Origin of the sequence: Mycobacterium sp. MYCO198283, from assembly GCF_021213805.1 — a bacterium.
Lineage (GTDB): Bacteria > Actinomycetota > Actinomycetes > Mycobacteriales > Mycobacteriaceae > Mycobacterium.
Genome location: NZ_JAJQJI010000007.1, coordinates 280665 through 296948, shown reverse-complemented (window position 1 = coordinate 296948; position 16284 = coordinate 280665). Strand labels below are relative to the sequence as shown.

17 protein-coding genes are annotated in these 16284 nt (G+C 71.6%); 12 read left to right on the top strand and 5 right to left on the bottom strand.

Annotated features, from left to right (window positions below; all coding sequences use genetic code 11):
• Window positions 1–86: 86 nt before the first annotated feature.
• The 4 genes from LV457_RS15525 to LV457_RS15510 all read right to left on the bottom strand — a co-directional run bounded on the left by LV457_RS15525 (window position 87) and on the right by LV457_RS15510 (window position 4514).
• Window positions 87–1358: an acyl-CoA dehydrogenase family protein gene (locus tag LV457_RS15525; RefSeq protein WP_232172108.1), complete on the bottom strand. Its 1272-nt coding sequence runs from the start codon at window positions 1356–1358 to the stop codon at window positions 87–89.
• The gene (locus LV457_RS15520) at window positions 1355–2494 is read right to left on the bottom strand and encodes an acyl-CoA dehydrogenase family protein (RefSeq protein ID WP_232172106.1); all 1140 of its coding nucleotides are present in this window, start codon (window positions 2492–2494) and stop codon (window positions 1355–1357) included. Before LV457_RS15520 ends, LV457_RS15525 begins: the two co-directional genes overlap by 4 nt.
• A gap of 28 nt (window positions 2495–2522) precedes the next feature.
• Window positions 2523–3752, bottom strand: a complete 1230-nt coding sequence (locus tag LV457_RS15515) for an amidohydrolase family protein (RefSeq protein ID WP_232172105.1) — start codon at window positions 3750–3752, stop codon at window positions 2523–2525.
• A gap of 129 nt (window positions 3753–3881) precedes the next feature.
• Window positions 3882–4514 (bottom strand): TetR/AcrR family transcriptional regulator, encoded by a 633-nt coding sequence (locus LV457_RS15510; protein ID WP_232172103.1) that lies wholly within the window; start codon window positions 4512–4514, stop codon window positions 3882–3884.
• Window positions 4515–4602: 88 nt separating this feature from the next.
• Here LV457_RS15510 and LV457_RS15505 point away from each other — a divergent pair, with 88 nt between their 5' ends.
• From LV457_RS15505 to LV457_RS15495, 3 genes are all read left to right on the top strand, one after another.
• A complete protein-coding gene (locus LV457_RS15505) occupies window positions 4603–5463 on the top strand; it encodes an LLM class flavin-dependent oxidoreductase (protein ID WP_232172100.1) in 861 nt (286 codons plus the stop codon).
• Window positions 5460–6341, top strand: a complete 882-nt coding sequence (locus LV457_RS15500; RefSeq protein WP_232172097.1) for an acyl-CoA thioesterase II — start codon at window positions 5460–5462, stop codon at window positions 6339–6341. Before LV457_RS15505 ends, LV457_RS15500 begins: the two co-directional genes overlap by 4 nt.
• A gap of 95 nt (window positions 6342–6436) precedes the next feature.
• Window positions 6437–7687, top strand: a complete 1251-nt coding sequence (locus LV457_RS15495) for a KasA/KasB family beta-ketoacyl-ACP synthase (protein WP_232172093.1) — start codon at window positions 6437–6439, stop codon at window positions 7685–7687.
• Between the two features lie 66 nt (window positions 7688–7753).
• Here LV457_RS15495 and LV457_RS15490 read toward each other — a convergent pair whose 3' ends face one another.
• The gene (locus LV457_RS15490; protein ID WP_232172091.1) at window positions 7754–8251 is read right to left on the bottom strand and encodes a DUF1990 domain-containing protein; all 498 of its coding nucleotides are present in this window, start codon (window positions 8249–8251) and stop codon (window positions 7754–7756) included.
• A 22-nt stretch (window positions 8252–8273) separates the two neighbouring features.
• Here LV457_RS15490 and LV457_RS15485 point away from each other — a divergent pair, with 22 nt between their 5' ends.
• From LV457_RS15485 to LV457_RS15445, 9 genes are all read left to right on the top strand, one after another.
• Window positions 8274–8888 (top strand): hotdog domain-containing protein, encoded by a 615-nt coding sequence (locus LV457_RS15485; RefSeq protein ID WP_232172156.1) that lies wholly within the window; start codon window positions 8274–8276, stop codon window positions 8886–8888.
• Between the two features lie 6 nt (window positions 8889–8894).
• The gene (locus LV457_RS15480) at window positions 8895–9287 is read left to right on the top strand and encodes a PGPGW domain-containing protein (protein ID WP_232172089.1); all 393 of its coding nucleotides are present in this window, start codon (window positions 8895–8897) and stop codon (window positions 9285–9287) included.
• Window positions 9288–9320: 33 nt separating this feature from the next.
• Window positions 9321–9749, top strand: a complete 429-nt coding sequence (locus LV457_RS15475) for a TIGR02611 family protein (RefSeq protein WP_232172087.1) — start codon at window positions 9321–9323, stop codon at window positions 9747–9749.
• Window positions 9750–9810: 61 nt separating this feature from the next.
• Window positions 9811–11865 (top strand): threonine--tRNA ligase, encoded by a 2055-nt coding sequence (gene thrS, locus LV457_RS15470; protein WP_232172085.1) that lies wholly within the window; start codon window positions 9811–9813, stop codon window positions 11863–11865.
• Window positions 11862–12506, top strand: coding sequence for an HIT domain-containing protein (locus LV457_RS15465; RefSeq protein WP_374198865.1), 645 nt, complete (start codon window positions 11862–11864; stop codon window positions 12504–12506). Before thrS ends, LV457_RS15465 begins: the two co-directional genes overlap by 4 nt.
• A complete protein-coding gene (gene pgsA / locus LV457_RS15460) occupies window positions 12503–13165 on the top strand; it encodes a phosphatidylinositol phosphate synthase (protein WP_308192206.1) in 663 nt (220 codons plus the stop codon). Before LV457_RS15465 ends, pgsA begins: the two co-directional genes overlap by 4 nt.
• Window positions 13162–14094, top strand: coding sequence for a phosphatidylinositol mannoside acyltransferase (locus tag LV457_RS15455; protein ID WP_232172083.1), 933 nt, complete (start codon window positions 13162–13164; stop codon window positions 14092–14094). The genes pgsA and LV457_RS15455 overlap by 4 nt, the downstream gene beginning before the upstream one ends.
• Window positions 14094–15218 carry a glycosyltransferase family 4 protein gene (locus tag LV457_RS15450; protein WP_232172081.1) on the top strand — a complete coding sequence of 375 codons (1125 nt, stop codon included), beginning with the start codon at window positions 14094–14096 and terminating at the stop codon, window positions 15216–15218. The genes LV457_RS15455 and LV457_RS15450 overlap by 1 nt, the downstream gene beginning before the upstream one ends.
• The gene (locus LV457_RS15445; RefSeq protein ID WP_232172079.1) at window positions 15218–16252 is read left to right on the top strand and encodes an NUDIX domain-containing protein; all 1035 of its coding nucleotides are present in this window, start codon (window positions 15218–15220) and stop codon (window positions 16250–16252) included. The genes LV457_RS15450 and LV457_RS15445 overlap by 1 nt, the downstream gene beginning before the upstream one ends.
• The last annotated feature ends 32 nt before the right edge of the window (window positions 16253–16284 follow it).

Genomic DNA, 16284 nt, shown 5'->3' with positions numbered 1-16284 from the left:
CTCGCCGGCCGCCGGATCGATCTGCGACACCGCCTCGTACTCGAACATGTGTTCGAGTATAGCGGAGGGGGACGACATGCGCCGCGCTATCCGCTCGCGGTCGCCGACTTTCCTCGTTTCACCTGGTTGAACGGCACGCCGCGGTCGGCTGCGGGCTCGCGCGGAAACCCGAGCACCCGCTCGCCGATGACATTGCGTGCCATCTCCGTGCTTCCGCCGCCGAGCGCGACGGTCTGCCGCGACAGGTACCGGACGCCGTACTCCAGCAGGCCGTTGCCCTCGTCCACGACGCCGGCCGAACCCGTCACCTCCAACGCGGTGTCGACCTCGGCCTGCACGGTCTCGGCATGGAACAACCGGATGAGTGTCCCGCCGGTGGGCGGCAATGAGCCGTCGGCCACGGCGGCCGACACGTGCTCGATCAGATGGTCGCGGACGGCCCGGTACACCATCGCCCGGCCCGCGAGGTGCTGCATGTGGCTGTCGTCGCCGACGCCCGCGGCCTCCGCGAGTGCGACGAAGTCGATCGGCGCCTCGTCGGATCCCTCGGTGTCGACGCCGCTGATGAACTCCGACCCGCCGCCGACCGCGCGGCGCTCGTGGAACAGCTGCCGCGACGCGACGGTCCAGCCGTCGTTCACCGTGCCGACGACGGCGTCCTCGCCCACCTCGACGTTGTCGAAGAACTCCTCACAGAACTCCATCGACCCGCCGACCATCTTGATGCGGCGCATCGTGATGCCGGGCGCCTTGATCGGCACCAGGAACATCGTCAGGCCCTCGTGCTTGGGCACCGACCAGTCCGTGCGCGCCAGCAGCAGCCCGTAGTCGGCGGCGAACGCGCTGGTGCTCCAGGTCTTCGCGCCGTTGATCACCCACGTGCCGTCGCGGTGGTCTGCGCGCGTGATGACGCCGGCCAGGTCGGAGCCACCGTTGGGTTCGGACAGCAGCTGGACCAGGATCTCGTCGCCGCGGATCGCGGCACCGATCCGCTCGCGCTTCTGCTCCTCGGTGCCCATGTCCAAGATGGTGGCGCAGCAGATGGCGAAGCTCGGGACGTTGAGGATCAACGGCAGCTCGTAGCCGAGACTGACCCTGTCGAAGGCCTTCTGGTACTCGATGCCGAGTCCCAGGCCGCCGTATTCCCGCGGGAAGCAGATGCCGGCGAAACCGCCGGCGTACAGCTTCTGCTGCAGCTCCTTCGCACGCGCCCAGCCGGACTCCTCGCCGCGGTCGGCGTCCGGTTTCACCCCGGGAGCCAGCCGCGGCATGTTGTCGGCCAGCCAGGCCGCCGCGCGCTCCGCGAACTGCTCGACCGTCTCGGTGGCGGCCGGGGCGTTGACGTCCGTGTCGGTCATGACGCCGTCCTCCGGTTGCTGTGGTGGGCGTAGACGGCCCGGTTGTGGTCCTCCGGGGTGCCGTACATCGCCCGGTAGAGGATCGCCCGCCGCAGGTAGAGGTGCAGGTCGTGCTCCCAGGTGACGCCGATCCCGCCGTGGAGCTGCACGCAGTCCTGCAAGATGATCGGGGCCCGTTCGCCCGCATACGATTTCGCGATGCCAGCCAGCAGCGACGCGCGCCGGCCGCCGGCACCGACCTCGCGGACGGCCGCGGCCGTGGTGGCGCGCACGGCCTCCAACCACAGCTTCATGTCGGCGAAGCGGTGTTTGAGGGCCTGATACGACGCCAACGGCCGGCCGAATGTGTGCCGGTCGAAGGCCCACTGCACCGTGAACGCGAAGACGGTGTCGAGGATGCCGACGAGTTCGGCGCACTGCAGGATCAGCGCCACCTGGCTCTGCCGTTCGACGATCGCGGCGGTCTGCTCCGCCGACCCCACCGCCGCCTCGACGGGCACCGTCACACCGTCGAAGCGCACCCGGGCGTATCGCTTCACCATGTCGACGGACTGCTGTGCCTCGACGCGCACCCCGGACGCGTCGGCGGGGACCCAGAACTGGCGCACCCCCTCGCCGGGGACCGCGGCCACGACGAGGAAGCCGCCGCTCTCGGCGCCCGCCTCCACGCGGTCCTTGATGCCGTCGAGCCGGTAGCCGCCGTCGCCCGGGGTCGCCGTGAGGCGGGCGGTCAGCGGTGCCCACGGCCCGCCCGGCTCATACACCGCCCACGACGCCACCAACTCGCCGGCCACCAGCGCCTCGATGGTGTCCGCATGGTGCTCGGGGGCCTCGACGAGGCCGGCCAGCACCGTGCTCACCGGGTGCAAAGGACCCGGCGCGACGGTCCTGCCGAGCTGCTCGGCCACCATGGCTAGGTCGGCGACGCCGTCCCCGGAGACGCTGCCGCCACCGAGCTCCTCGGGCACCAGCAAGCTCGCCCAGCCGAGTTCTGCCGCACGCTGCCACCACGCCGGGTCGAACGAGACGTTGTCCGCATGCATCTCGCGGATCCGGCTCAGCGGCACCTCCTTGTCCAGGAAGGCCTGCGCGGTGGAGGCGAACAGCAGCCGCTCCGGGTTGGCGACGTCGGTCATGAGATCCGTTCCGGGTCGGTGGCGGTGATCACGCGAGCACCAGCGCGGGCACGTCGGGCCGGTGGACCACCTCGTTGGGCACGCCGAACAGGTCGACGAGGTTGCCGCCCATCACCTTTCGCACGCTTTCGTCGTCGAGGCCCTGCGCCTCGAGGTCGCCGACGAGGTTGATCGGGTCGGCCAGCCCTTCGGGGTGCGGCCAGTCGGAGCCGAAGATCACGCGGTCGATCCCGAGCAGTTCGGACATCTGCTTGAAGTCGTCCTCCCAGAACGGGGCGACGTAGACGCACCGCTTGAAGGCTTGGATCGGCTCCTCGGGGAACTCCTGCGGCATCTTGGAGTACACGTCGGAGAACTGGTGGAACAGGTAGGGCACCCACGAGGCGCCGTTCTCGATGGAGAGCACGCGAAGGTCGGGGTTGCGCGTCAGCGCGCCGTGGCACACCAGCGCCGCCATCGTGTCCTCGATGGGCCGCTTGCCCATGGACACCATCCGGAACGCGGTCGGCTTGAACGGCAGATACTCGTCGGCGGGCTCCCAGTCGTTGAGGTACGCCGCATAGCCGCTGTCCGAGGCGTGCATCGACACCGGGATGCCGGCCTTGACGCACGCGTCCCAGAACGGGTCGAACTCCGGCAGTCCGAGCGAGCGGGTGCCGCGATAGCCGGGCACCGGCGCCGGCCGCACCAGCACGGTCTTGGCGCCCCGCTCCAGGCACCACTCCAGCTCTTCGAGCGCCCGGTCGACGACACTCAGATTGATGACGGGAGTGGAGAAGATCCGGCCCTCGTAGTCGAACCGCCACGTTTCGTACATCCACTGATTGAGCGCGTGGATGACGTCGAGGATCAGGTCGGGATCGTCCTTCATGCGCTCCTCGACCAGGCTGGCCAGCGTGGGGAACATGATCGAGTAGTCGAGGCCGAGGCCGTCGAGCACCTCCAGGCGCGCCTCCGGGTTGCGGAAGGCGGGGATGGCCTTCATCGGCTTGCCCATGATCTCGCGGAAGCTCTTGCCGCCGCTGCCGTGGCGGAAGTACTCCTCCTGCGCACCGGGGCGGGCGACCACCTCGAACGTCGGGTTCGGGATGTAGTCGCTGATGGTGTTGCGCACCACGATCTTGGTGCGGCCCCGCACGTCGATGTAGTCGATGACGCCCTTGCGGTGATCCGGCAGGAACTTGGTCAGCGCTTCCTTGGGCTCGTAGAAGTGGTTGTCCCCGTCGAACACCGGATAGGGCAGTTCACGTGACGGCATGGCGACCTCCTGTAACGCTCGGCAGAACGGGCTAGGCGTCGGGTGGTAATGACGTTACCAACCTTGTAGCAGCAGAAACCGGGTCAGTGCAAGCATGGTTTCACCAATTGTTCTCCACCAGCGAGAACGTCACTCACCGGCGGCCTGCAGCAGCCCGCGGAGGAACACGTCGACGATGTGCCCGGCGTCGATCGTGACGTCGCCCAGCTCGGCGCCCAGCGTCCGCAGCCGCACCACCCCCAACGCCGACTGCATGAGCAGCGCCGCCGTGGCGTCGACCGCCAGGTCCGGGCGGAAGACGCCGTCGGCGATGCCTCGCCGCAGAATGTCGCTGAACAGTTCGTGCAGCGGCGCGAGCACGCGGGCGTACTCGCGGGGCCGGCTCTCGGCGAGGTGGTCGTTGTAGAACGTCAGGCCGCGGTTGATGCTGTCCTGGGTCGTCGAGACCGCCGGGGGGCTGAGTCGGTCGACGAGCAGCCGCAGCGCGGGAACGGCGGGCAGCGGCGCGGTCTCGGCCCGCCAGCGCGACGTCGACTCGGTCATGATCTGCTCGATGAGCGCCAGCAGCAGCTCGTCTTTGGTGGCGAAGCGCTGATAGAAGGCCCGCAGCGACGTCTTGGAACGCTCGACCACCTCCAGCACCGTGAAGTCCGTGCGACCGGTCTCGCCGAGGATGGCCAGCGCCGACCTCATGAACCGGGCGGAGCGGTCGTCGGGGTCGGTGAGCTCGGCGGCGTCCGGTCGTCCGGCCGGCTTGGCCATGGGCTTTCTTCCCTCCCGCATCAGCTGTGAGAACGACGTTACCGCTTCGGTAGAAGCCGTACTGCGCTTGCGGATACTGTGTGGCCCGATGGCCGAATGGTTCCTGTTCCTCCCGCAGGTGCGGATGTCGATCGCCGACGTCGTCGAGCGGGCCGCGGCGGCGGAGGTGGCGGGCTTCGACGGCATCGCCCTCATCGACCACCTCGAAGCGCCCGGCGCCGAGGGCCAGCCCATCTGGGAGGCAATGACCCTCGCCACCTGGGTGGCGGCGCGCACCGCGCGGATCAGGATCGGTCACCTGGTGCTGTGCGACGGGTTCCGGCATCCCGCGGTGCTCGCGAAGCAGGCCGTCACCCTGTCCGCGGCGTCGCAGGGACGGTTCGAGCTCGGTCTCGGATCCGGTTCGTGGCCGGCCGAATTCGCGCGCTTCGGCATTCCCGACGGCGGCGCCCGCGCGCGGGTGGCGCGCCTGGGGGAGCACCTGGCGCTGCTGCGCCGCCACTGGGGTGAGACCGGCGACGACGCGCTCACACAGGTGCCCCGCCCGGCGCACCGGATCCCGCTGGTGCTGGGCGGCACCGGTCCCACGATGCTGGCGCTGGTCCGCGAGTACGCCGACTGGTGGAACGTCCCGTGCCATCAGCTCGACCGGCTGTCCGACCTGTCGCCCCACGCCGGAGCCGCCCGGGTGTCGGTGCAGCAGATGGTCGGCTTCGTCCGGCGCGGCGCCGACCGGAACGCGGTCACGGCCACGGCGCAGCGCCGGTTCTCCCACCTCGGCGCGGGTCTGGTCTGCGGCGACGCCACCGAGCTGAGCCGGCACTTCGCCGCGATGTCGGCCCGCGGCGTCGAGCGCTTCTACGTCTGGTTCGCCGACTTCGCACCACCCGACACGCTCGCCGCATTCGCCGACACGGTGATCGCCCACCACGAGGAGAGGACGTCATGACCACTGCACCCGACGAGGCCGTCTGGACGCTCGACAAGCTGCTCGACCTGTTCGCGGTCACGCCCGCCGGTGAGGACCGGTTCACGGCGGTGAGCGGGCTGCCGGGCCTGGACGACCGGCAGGTCGTCGAGGGGACGCAGGTACTCGGCCAGGCGATCGTCGCTGTGGCGCAGCGCTTCCCGGGCAAGTCGATCCGGTCCGCCTACGCGGTCTTCAGCCGCCCGGTCATGGTGGGGCCGCCGGTGGAGCTGGCGGTCGACGTGGTGCAGGAGGGCCGGTCGACGGCGACGGCGGTGGTCTACGCCTCCCAGCACGGCAAGCGCAGCATCACCGTCACGGTGCTGGCCGACGTGCCCACCGAGGACGTCATCCGGCACGCGCTGCCCAAGCCCGAGGTCCCCGGACCGCAGGACGCGAACGAGGCGAACATGCCGATGGCCGGCCGGCAGGTGCGGCTGGTCGACGTCGTGGACGTCAACAGCCCCGACGAGGTCGGTCCGCCCGAGCTGTATGCCTGGCTGCACTACGACCCGGTGCCGGACCGCGACGACCTCGCGAAGGCGTTGCTGGCGTACTTCACCGGCCACCTCGGCATCTCGACCACCATGCGGGCGCACGACGGCATCGGGACGAGCCAGGCGCACCTGACCGTGTCGACCGCGCCCATGACGGTGTCGGTGAGCTTCCACGAACCGGTGAGCTGGGACGGCTGGCTGCTGTACTCGCACGAGAGCACGCAGGTCGGCGCCGGAATGTCGTACGTGCGGGGCACGGTCCACACCGAGCACGGCGACCTCGTGGCGTCGTTCACGCAGGACGCGCTGATCCGGCCGCTGCGCACCAGCGACGCGGCGATCTCCGCGAACGCCCGGCTGTGAGCTGACCGCGGCGCGCCGCACCCCGACGCCCCCGCTTCACAAGATTTCCTTAGACTCGTATGCCGACGCGCTGCCCGAGAAGGAGGTGGGGCTTGATGCTGACCACGGGTAACGGCTTCCCGGACGTGGTGGTGACGGGGGTCGCCCTGTCGTCCCCGCTGGCCACCGACGCGGAGGACACCTGGCAGGCGCTGCTCGCCGGCCGCAGCGGCATCCGCCGTCTCGAAGACGAGTTCGTCGAGCGGTTCTCGCTGCCGGTCCGCATCGGCGGGCACCTGCTCGAGGACTTCCAGAGCGAGCTGAGCCGCGTGGAGTCCCGCCGGCTGTCCTTTCTGCAGCAGATGGCGCTGATCGTCGGCCGCCGCGTGTGGCACAACGCGGGCGCCCCGGACGTCGACACGACGCGGCTGACGGTGTCCATCGCCAGCGGCCTCGGCTCCAACGAGGAGATCATCGCCGGCTACGACGACATGAAGGTCCGCGGCATCCGTGCCGTCTCGCCGCTGCACGTGCAGATGTTCATGCCGAACGGCCCGGCCGCCACCGTCGGACTGGAACGCAAGGCGAAGGCGGGCGTCATCTCGCCGACGGCGGGGGACATCTCCGGTGCGGTGGCGATCGCGCAGGGGTGGCGGCAGCTGGTGCTCGGCGAGGCCGACATCGCGATCTGCGGCGGCGTGGAGACCAAGATCGAGGCCGTGCCGCTGGCGTCGTTCGCGCTCATCGACGGCATGCTGTCGCGGCACAACGACGACCCGGCCGCGGCCTGCAAGCCCTTCGACCGCGATCGCGACGGCATGGTCTTCGGCGAAGGCTGCGCCCTGCTGGTCATCGAGACCGAGGAGCACGCGAAGGCCCGCGGCGCGACCATCCTGGCGCGGCTGATGGGCGCCGCGATCACCTCCGACGCCTACGACGCCCTGGCCGGCGACCCCGCCGGCGAGGACGCCGCCTACGCGCTGAGCCACTCGATCGAACTGGCCGGGATCACGCCCGCCGACATCGACCACGTCAACGCCCACGCGATCGGCACCAGGGCCGGCGACCTCGCCGAGGCCCGCGCGATCACCAAGGCCCTCGGCAATGCCCCGGAAGCGGCCGTCTACGCCCCGAAGGCCGCGCTGGGCCACTCGATCGGCGCCGCCGGGGCCATCGAAGCCATCCTCACGGTGCTGGCCCTGCGCGACCAGGTGGTGCCGCCGACGCTCAACCTGACCCACCAGGACCCGGAGGTCGAGCTCGACGTCGTCGCCGGCGAGGCCCGCAGGGGCAACTACCGCTATGCCGTCAGCAACTCGTTCGGGTTCGGCGGCAACAACGCCGTGCTGACGTTCGGCGCGTACTGACGCCGTGGCCGTGCGACGGCTCGGTCACCCCGCGACGACCACCTCGACGTCGCGCTGCGCGGCGCGTCAGACGGCGTTGAGGTACCGCCGCGTGATGAGGCCCTGCGCCAGCGACGTGATCGGCCCGGCCGCGCGGCTCCACCAGGTCGCGTGCCGGGAGAACGCCGTCACCTCGGCGAAGACGACGTCGGTGTCCGCGTCGTAGCGGACGGCGAACCGCTCCTCGCCGGCCTCGGGGTGGCCCGCCAGCGTGCCGTAGGCGAATCCCCGCTCGTGCTCCTCGGCGATCACGTACACCACGCGGCAGGGCGCGCGCAGCGGGCCGACGCCCACCAGGACCACCGAGCCCGGCCGCGCGACCTCGGTGCTCGCGTGCACCTTCACACCGGCGCCGCGCAACATCCCCCATCGCATGACGGCCGCGGCGGCCTCGTCGAACCGGGCGCGGCCCCTGCCGATCGGATACGACTCGCGCACGTGGCGGTAGCCGGCCGGCAGCTCACCGGCCGTCGCCCCCACCTCGGCGTAGGTGAACGGGGCGTCCACCAGCTCGTGGAACTCCATGACCGAAGACTGCCACCCGGCGATGCGGTCCGTCGACGGGAGCTGCAATACGGTGGTCGCCGTGGTGAGCGACCAGGGCGGCCCGGACTACGGCCGGTTCGTCGAGGCGGTGCGGACGCTGCAGGACCACGCGCGCGCCGTCGCCGCACCCGACGACGTCATCACCAAGGCCGCGGAGCTGCTCGACGACGTCAACGCGCTGCTGGCGCCCTACGACGCCGATGAGCAGCGCTCGCCGTCGGGCAAACGCCTCGATCTGCCGATGCGCGGCAGTGTCCTGCCGGTGCCGATGACGCTGCACCGCACCGGTGAGCACGGCGTCGGCGGGCAGGTGCGCTTCCGCCGCTACCACCTGGGCCGCGGCGGCGCTGCCCACGGCGGTGCGATCGGGTTGTTCTTCGACTCCATCTGCGGCGCGACGGTGGCCATGGTCACCGGTGACCGCCGGCAGCGGACCGCGTTCCTGCACGTCAACTATCGCAGCGTCGTGCCGATCGAGCGGGAACTCGACGTCGCTGCCCGCGTGAGCGGGACCGAGGGTCGCAAGATCTTCGTCGCGGCCGAGATCTTCGACGGCGACCGGCTCCTCGCCGACGCCGAGGCGCTGTTCGTACGGCTCCGTCCCGGCCAGGTGTGAGCGGCGGTGACCGACTCGGCGCGCCGGTGGGCGCGGTGGCGTGACGGCCTGCGGGACCGGCCGGTCGCCAACGGCTCGTACCGGGCGGGCGTCGCGGTGGTGGGCGTCGTGGTGACCGCGGGCGGGATCTCGTTCGCGCCGCTGTACCTGGTCGGGTTGGGGATCCTGGCCTCGGAGTTCGCCTGGGCCCGCCGGCTGCTCGGGCCGGTGCGGCGCCGCTACGAGCGGGTCGCCGCCTGGTTCGACCGGCAGGGCTGGTGGGTGCGTGCGGCCGCCACCGCGGTGGGCGTGGCGCTGGTGCTCGCGGCGCTGTGGCTCGCCGGTGTCGCCGGCCTGGCCGCGCAGTGGCTGGGCGTCGAACAGCCGTGGCTGCGCACGCCGTTACCGGTCGGCCGGTAGCGACCCGCGCCCGCCGCCCCATACGGTGGTGGCGTGGTGGAGGGAAGCGTCGACGACGTCCGGGGACGACTGAAGGGCTGGCGGGACCGGCTGCGCGCACGGCCGACCGCGAACCTGGTGTACCGCTGCGCCGTCGGGATCGTGGGCACCGCGGTGCTGGTGCTGGGTGTGGCGCTCATCCCGTACCCCGGGCCCGGGTGGGCGGTCGTCTTCCTCGGGCTGGGCATCCTCGCGACCGAGTTCGAGTGGGCGCAGCGCGCGCTCGGCTGGGTTCGGGAACGCTACGACCGGTTCATGGCCTGGTTCCACCGCCAGCCCGCCTGGGTGCAGATCACCGGCGGTGTGCTCACCGCGCTGGTGGTGGTGGCGACCCTGTGGCTGCTCGGCGCGCTCGACTGGACCGCGGAACGGCTGGGCATCCACGAGGACTGGCTGAACAGCCCGATCGGCATCGGGAGTTGACGACCCGCCCCGATAGCATGGTCCGCGTTCCGACCGCCCTCGTCGACCGGGAGATTCCGCGATGACCACCGCCGCCAGCACCGCACCCGCAGCACCTTTGAAGGTGCCTGCCGGGACGACCGCGGGCGCGGCGGTCCGCGACGCGGGGCTCCCGTCGCGGGGTGAGGTCGACGCGGTCGTGGTGGTCCGCGACCCGGACGGCCGGCTGCGGGACCTGAGCTGGACACCCGACACCGACGTCGAGGTGGAGCCGGTGGCGGCCAACACCGAGGAGGGCCGCAGCGTCATCCGGCACTCGTGCGCGCACGTGCTCGCCCAGGCGGTGCAGGACCTGTTCCCGGCCGCAAAGCTCGGCATCGGCCCGCCGATCACCGACGGCTTCTACTACGACTTCGACGTCCCGGAGGCCTTCACGCCCGAGGATCTGGAGCGCCTCGAGAAGCGGATGCGCCAGATCGTCAAGGACGGGCAGCTGTTCGCCCGGCGCGTGTACGCGTCGAAGGACGAGGCGCGCCGCGAGCTCGCGACCGAGCCCTACAAGCTGGAGCTGGTCGACGACAAGTCCGGGGATCCCGAGGTGATGGAGGTGGGTGGTGACGAGCTCACCGCCTACGACAATCTCAATCCCCGCACCCGCGAACGGGTCTGGGGAGATCTGTGCCGCGGCCCGCACGTCCCGACCACCCGCCACATCCCGGCGTTCAAGCTGACCCGCAGCTCCGCGGCCTACTGGCGCGGCAATCAGGACAATGCCAGCCTGCAGCGCATCTACGGCACGGCGTGGGAGTCGCAGGAGGCGCTGGACCGCCACCTCGAGCTCATCGCCGAGGCGCAGCGCCGCGACCACCGCAAGCTCGGCGTCGAGCTCGACCTGTTCAGCTTCCCCGACGAGCTCGGCTCCGGGCTGCCGGTCTTCCATCCCAAGGGCGGCATCGTCCGCAACGAGATGGAGGACTACTCGCGGCGCAAGCACATCGAGGCCGGCTACCAGTTCGTCAACACCCCGCACCTGACCAAGGAGCAGCTCTACGTCACCTCCGGCCACCTCGAGTGGTACGCCGAGGGCATGTTCCCGCCGATGCACGTCGACGCCGAACTCGACGAGACCGGCGCGGTGCGCAAGCCGGGGCAGGACTACTACCTCAAGCCGATGAACTGCCCGATGCACCACCTGATCTACCGGTCGCGGGGCCGGTCGTACCGCGAGCTTCCGTTGCGGCTCTTCGAGTTCGGCACGGTGTACCGCTACGAGAAGTCTGGCGTGATCCACGGCCTGACCCGGGCCCGCGGCTTCACGCAGGACGACGCCCACATCTACACCACGCGCGAGCAGCTGCGCGACGAGCTGGCCTCGCTCCTGCGGTTCGTGCTCGACCTGCTCGCCGACTACGGGTTGCACGACTTCTTCCTGGAGCTGTCGACGAAGGACCCGCAGAAGTCGGTGGGCTCCGACGAGCTGTGGGACGAGGCCACCGCCACGCTCGCCGAGGTGGCCGAGGCGTCGGGGCTGGAACTGGTGCCGGACCCGGGCGGCGCGGCGTTCTACGGTCCGAAGATCTCGGTGCAGGTGCGCGACGCGCTGGGCCGCAGCTGGCAGATGTCGACCATTCAGCTGGACTTCAACATGCCCGACCGGTTCGAGCTGGAGTACACGGCCGCCGACGGCACCCGCAAGCGCCCGGTGTTGATCCACCGTGCGCTGTTCGGCTCGATCGAGCGGTTCTTCGGCGTGCTCACCGAGCACTATGCGGGGGCGTTCCCGGCGTGGCTGGCGCCGGTGCAGGCCGTCGGGATCCCGGTGGCCGACGGGCACATCGACCACCTGAACTCCGTTGCCGCGCAACTGCGTTCGCGTGGCGTGCGGGTGGAGGTCGACACCAGCGACGACCGGATGGCGAAGAAGATCGTCAACCACACGAACCAGCGCGTGCCGTTCATGCTGGTCGCCGGCGACCGCGACGTCGAGGCCGGGGCGGTGTCGTTCCGGTTCGGCGACCGCAGCCAGCGCAACGGCGTGCCGGCCGCCGACGCGGTCGCCGCGATCGTCGACTGGGTGCAGCGTCGGGAGAACGCCGCGCCGACCGCCGACCTCGTCGTGCCCGGCGGCGCCCGTTGACCGCGGGGGACACCGGCGACGCCGTCGTCGACCGAGGCGTGGGGCAGGCCGACCACCTGCAGCGGCTGTGGACGCCGTACCGGATGTCCTACATCGTCGAGGGGCCCGGCAAGGGCGACGCGCTGCCGTCGGCCGAATCGGAGCAGCCGTTCACCGACATCCCGACGATGTCCGACGAGGACGGGCTGGTGGTCGCCCGCGGCGAACTGGTCTACGCCGTGCTGAACCTGTACCCGTACAACCCCGGTCACCTGATGGTGGTGCCGTACCGGCGGGTGTCGGAGCTGGAGGACCTCAGCGCCGACGAGGCCGCCGAGCTCATGGCGTTCACCCAGCAGGCGATCCGCGTCATCAAGACGGTGTCGCGGCCGCACGGCTTCAACGTGGGACTCAACCTGGGCAAGTCGGCGGGCGGTTCGCTGGCCGAACACCTGCACATGCACGTCGTTCCGCGCTGGGGCGGCGACGCGAACTTCATCACGATCATCGGCGGGTCGAAGATCATCCCGCAGCTGCTGCGCGACACCCGCGCGCTGCTGGCGGCGGAGTGGGCGCGGCAAGCGGAGGGGGGCGCGCCCGGGCGAGCGGAGCGACGGGGGGATGTGGCCGGGCGAGCGGAGCGACGGGGGAGCAGCGAGTGAGCGACTTCTACCTGATGACGCGGGCGGCGTACGTCAAGCTCTCGACGCCCGTCGCGAGGGCCGCGCTGCGGGCCGGCTTCACCCCCGACAGCATCACGATCATCGGCACGGCGGCGTCGGTGGTCGCGGCGTTGACCCTGTTCCCGGTCGGCGAACTGTGGTGGGGCGCGGTCGCGGTGTTCGTCTTCGTGCTCGCCGACATGCTCGACGGCGCGATGGCGCGGCTGCGGGGCGGCGGGACCAGGTTCGGCGCGGTGCTCGACGCGACCTGTGACCGGGTCAGCGACGGCGCGGTGTTCGCCGGCCTGCTGTGGTGGGCGGCGTTCGGGCTGCAGCAGGCGTCGCTGGTGGTGGCCACGCTGATCTGCCTCATCACCAGCCAGGTGATCTCCTACATCAAGGCCCGCGCCGAGGCGAGCGGCCTGCGCGGCGACGGCGGGCTGATCGAGCGGCCCGAGCGACTCGTCATCGTGCTAGTGGGCGCCGGGTTCTCCGACTTCCCGCCGTTTCCGCTGCCGTGGGCGCTGCCCGTCGCGATGTGGGTGCTCGCGGTGGCGAGCATCGTGACCCTGGGGCAGCGTGTGCACACGGTCCGCAGCTCGCCGGGGGCGGTGGACCGCATCGAGCAGGCGGGGGAGCCGGCGGCGGGCGAGCAGTGACGTCGCTCGTCGGACGGCTCCCGGTCACCGATCAGCTCACCGACTGGGGGTATGCGGCCGGCTGGCGGCTGGTACGCGCGGTCCCGGACGCCGTGGCGCGCAGCGCGTTCGACGCCGGTGCGCGGTTCTCGGCGCGCGGCGGCGGGCCCGAGCAGCTGCGCAAGAACCTGGCGCGGGTGGTCGGCGTCGCGCCGGCCGAGGTGCCGGACGGCTTGCTGCGGGCTTCGCTGGCCTCCTACGCCCGCTACTGGCGGGAGGCGTTCCGGCTGCCGTCGATGGACCACGAGCGGCTCGGGCGCGAGCTGGAGGTCGACCACATCGACCGGCTGTGGGCGGCGCTGGCCGCCGGCCGGGGCGCCGTGCTGGCGCTGCCGCACAGCGGCAACTGGGACATGGCCGGGGTGTGGCTGGTGCAGAACCACGGCCCGTTCACCACGGTCGCGGAGCGGTTGAAGCCGGAGTCGCTGTTCCGCCGGTTCGTGGCCTACCGGGAGAGCCTGGGCTTCGAGGTGATCCCGCTCTCCGGCGGCGAGCGGCCACCGTATGCGTTGCTGCGGGAACGGTTGCGCGACAACGGCGTCGTCTGCCTGCTGGCCGAACGCGACCTCACGCGCCACGGCGTGCAGGTCGACTTCTTCGGCGAGCCCACGCGCATGCCCGCCGGCCCGGCGAAGCTGGCGATCGACACCGGGGCGGCGCTGCTGCCGGTGCACCTGTGGTTCGAGGGCGACGGCTGGGGCATGCGGGTCGACGAGCCGATCGATGTGTCGTCGGGTGATGTCGGCACCGTCACGCAGGCGCTCGCCGACCGGTTCGCCGGCAACATCGCCCAGTACCCGCAGGACTGGCACATGCTGCAGCCGCAGTGGCTGGCCGACCTGTCCGACGCGCGGCGGGCGCGGCTGGCCGGCGGGCAGGAGCCGTCCTGATGCGCATCGGGATGGTGTGCCCGTATTCGTTCGACGTGCCGGGCGGCGTGCAGATCCACGTGCTGCAGCTGGCCGAGGTGATGCGGGCACGCGGCCACGACGTCAGCGTGCTGGCGCCGGCCTCGCCGGGCGCACACCTGCCCGACTATGTCGTCTCGGGCGGTAAAGCCGTGCCGATCCCGTACAACGGGTCGGTGGCGCGGCTGCGCTTCGGGCCGGCGACGCACCGCCTGGTGAAGCGGTGGCTGCAGCAGGGCGACTTCGACGTGCTCCACCTGCACGAACCGAACGCGCCCAGCCTGTCGATGCTGGCGCTGCAGGCCGCCGAGGGGCCGATCGTCGCCACCTTCCACACCTCGACCACCAAGTCGCTGACCCTGAGCGTGTTCCAGGGCATCCTGCGCCCCTACCACGAGAAGATCGTCGGCCGCATCGCCGTCTCCGACCTGGCGCGCCGCTGGCAGATGGAGGCGCTGGGCAGCGACGCCGTCGAGATCCCGAACGGGGTGGACGTCGACGCGATCGCCTCGGCGCCGCTGCTCGACGGCTACCCGCGACCGGGCCGGTCGGTGCTGTTCCTGGGCCGCTACACCGAGCCGCGCAAGGGCATGGCGGTGCTGCTGCGGGCGTTGCCGGCCATCGCCGAGCGGTTCGACGACGTCGAGCTCTTGATCGTCGGGCGCGGCGACCCCGACGAGCTGCGGGAGACCGCCGGCCCGCACGCGCGCCACCTGCGGTTCCTCGGCCAGGTCGACGACACGACCAAGGCGTCGGCGCTGCGCAGCGCCGACGTGTACTGCGCCCCCAACACCGGCGGCGAGAGCTTCGGCATCGTGCTGGTCGAGGCGATGGCGGCGGGGACGGCCGTGGTGGCCAGCGACCTGAGCGCGTTTCGCCGCGTGCTCGAACACGGCGAGGCGGGCCGGCTGGTGCCCGTCGACGACGCCGACGCGCTGGCCGCCGCCGTGGTCGAGCTGCTCGAGGACGACGCCGCGCGGGCCCGCTACGTCGAACGGGCCCGCATCGCGGTGCGCCGCTACGACTGGTCGGTGGTGGCCGAGCAGATCATGCGGGTCTACGAGACGGTCGCCGGCGCGGGCGTGCGGGTGCGGGTGGCCGGCTGATGCTGCTGCTGTGGGTGGCGGTCGCGCTGCTGCTCGTCGTGGTGGCCGCCGTGGCGCTGTGGGCGTACCAGACCGCGCACCGGCTCGACCGGCTGCACGTGCGCTACGACCTGTCGTGGCAGGTGCTCGACGGCGCGCTGGCGCGACGCGCGGTGGTGGCGCGGGCGGTGGCCGGCGAGGCCTACGGCACCGGACCCGAGTGCCGCCGGCTGATCGCGCTGGCCGATGCCGCCGAACGGGCGCCCCGCTCGACCCGGGAGGCCGCCGAGAACGAGCTGTCGGCGGCGCTGGCGACGGTGGACACCGACGGGCTGCGGCCCGCGCTGATCGCCGAGCTGGCCGACGCCGAGGCGCGGGTGATGCTGGCCCGGCGGTTCCACAACGACGCGGTGCGCGACACGCTGGCCCTGCGCGACCGGCGGCCCGTGCGATGGCTGCGACTCGGCGGCACCGCGGCCCGCCCCACCTACTTCGAGATCGCCGAGCGGGGCGAGTCCGCGCCGCTGCCCGCCGCCGCGAGCGTCGTCGACGTGCGCACCTCCGCGCGGGTGGTCCTGCTCGACGAGGCCGGCTGCGTGCTGCTGTTCTGCGGATCGGACCCCGGCCGACCGGCGGGCGAGCCGGCCCCGCGATGGTGGTTCACCGTCGGCGGCGCGGTGCGTCCCGGCGAGGACCTCGCCGAGGCGGCCGCCCGGGAGCTGCGGGAGGAGACCGGGCTCGTCGTCGACGCCGCCGCGCTGATCGGGCCGGTGTGGCAGCGCGACGCCATCTTCGAGTTCAACGGTTCGGTGATCCGCAGCCGCGAACTGTTCTTCGTCCACCGCACGACCCGCTTCGAGCCGTCGACCGCCGGCCACACCGCACTCGAACGCCGCTACCTGCACACGTCCCGCTGGTGTGACGCGGCGACGTTGGCGGCACTGGTCGCCGGCGGGGAGGCCGTCTACCCCGAACAGCTCGCCGAGCTGCTGCCCGAGGCGGCCCGCATCGCCGATGCGCCCGGTGAGCGGTATCACCCGTCGCCGATCCGTTGACGGCGAAAAGCGCTGTTGGCCCACCTCTAGAC

Coding starts and splice junctions, on each gene's coding strand:
- LV457_RS15525 (WP_232172108.1), bottom strand. CDS start 1,358: ATGACCGACACGGACGTCAACGCCCCGGCCGCCACCGAGACGGTCGAG.
- LV457_RS15520 (WP_232172106.1), bottom strand. CDS start 2,494: ATGACCGACGTCGCCAACCCGGAGCGGCTGCTGTTCGCCTCCACCGCG.
- LV457_RS15515 (WP_232172105.1), bottom strand. CDS start 3,752: ATGCCGTCACGTGAACTGCCCTATCCGGTGTTCGACGGGGACAACCAC.
- LV457_RS15510 (WP_232172103.1), bottom strand. CDS start 4,514: ATGGCCAAGCCGGCCGGACGACCGGACGCCGCCGAGCTCACCGACCCC.
- LV457_RS15505 (WP_232172100.1), top strand. CDS start 4,603: ATGGCCGAATGGTTCCTGTTCCTCCCGCAGGTGCGGATGTCGATCGCC.
- LV457_RS15500 (WP_232172097.1), top strand. CDS start 5,460: ATGACCACTGCACCCGACGAGGCCGTCTGGACGCTCGACAAGCTGCTC.
- LV457_RS15495 (WP_232172093.1), top strand. CDS start 6,437: ATGCTGACCACGGGTAACGGCTTCCCGGACGTGGTGGTGACGGGGGTC.
- LV457_RS15490 (WP_232172091.1), bottom strand. CDS start 8,251: ATGGAGTTCCACGAGCTGGTGGACGCCCCGTTCACCTACGCCGAGGTG.
- LV457_RS15485 (WP_232172156.1), top strand. CDS start 8,274: ATGCGGTCCGTCGACGGGAGCTGCAATACGGTGGTCGCCGTGGTGAGC.
- thrS (WP_232172085.1), top strand. CDS start 9,811: ATGACCACCGCCGCCAGCACCGCACCCGCAGCACCTTTGAAGGTGCCT.
- LV457_RS15450 (WP_232172081.1), top strand. CDS start 14,094: ATGCGCATCGGGATGGTGTGCCCGTATTCGTTCGACGTGCCGGGCGGC.
- LV457_RS15445 (WP_232172079.1), top strand. CDS start 15,218: ATGCTGCTGCTGTGGGTGGCGGTCGCGCTGCTGCTCGTCGTGGTGGCC.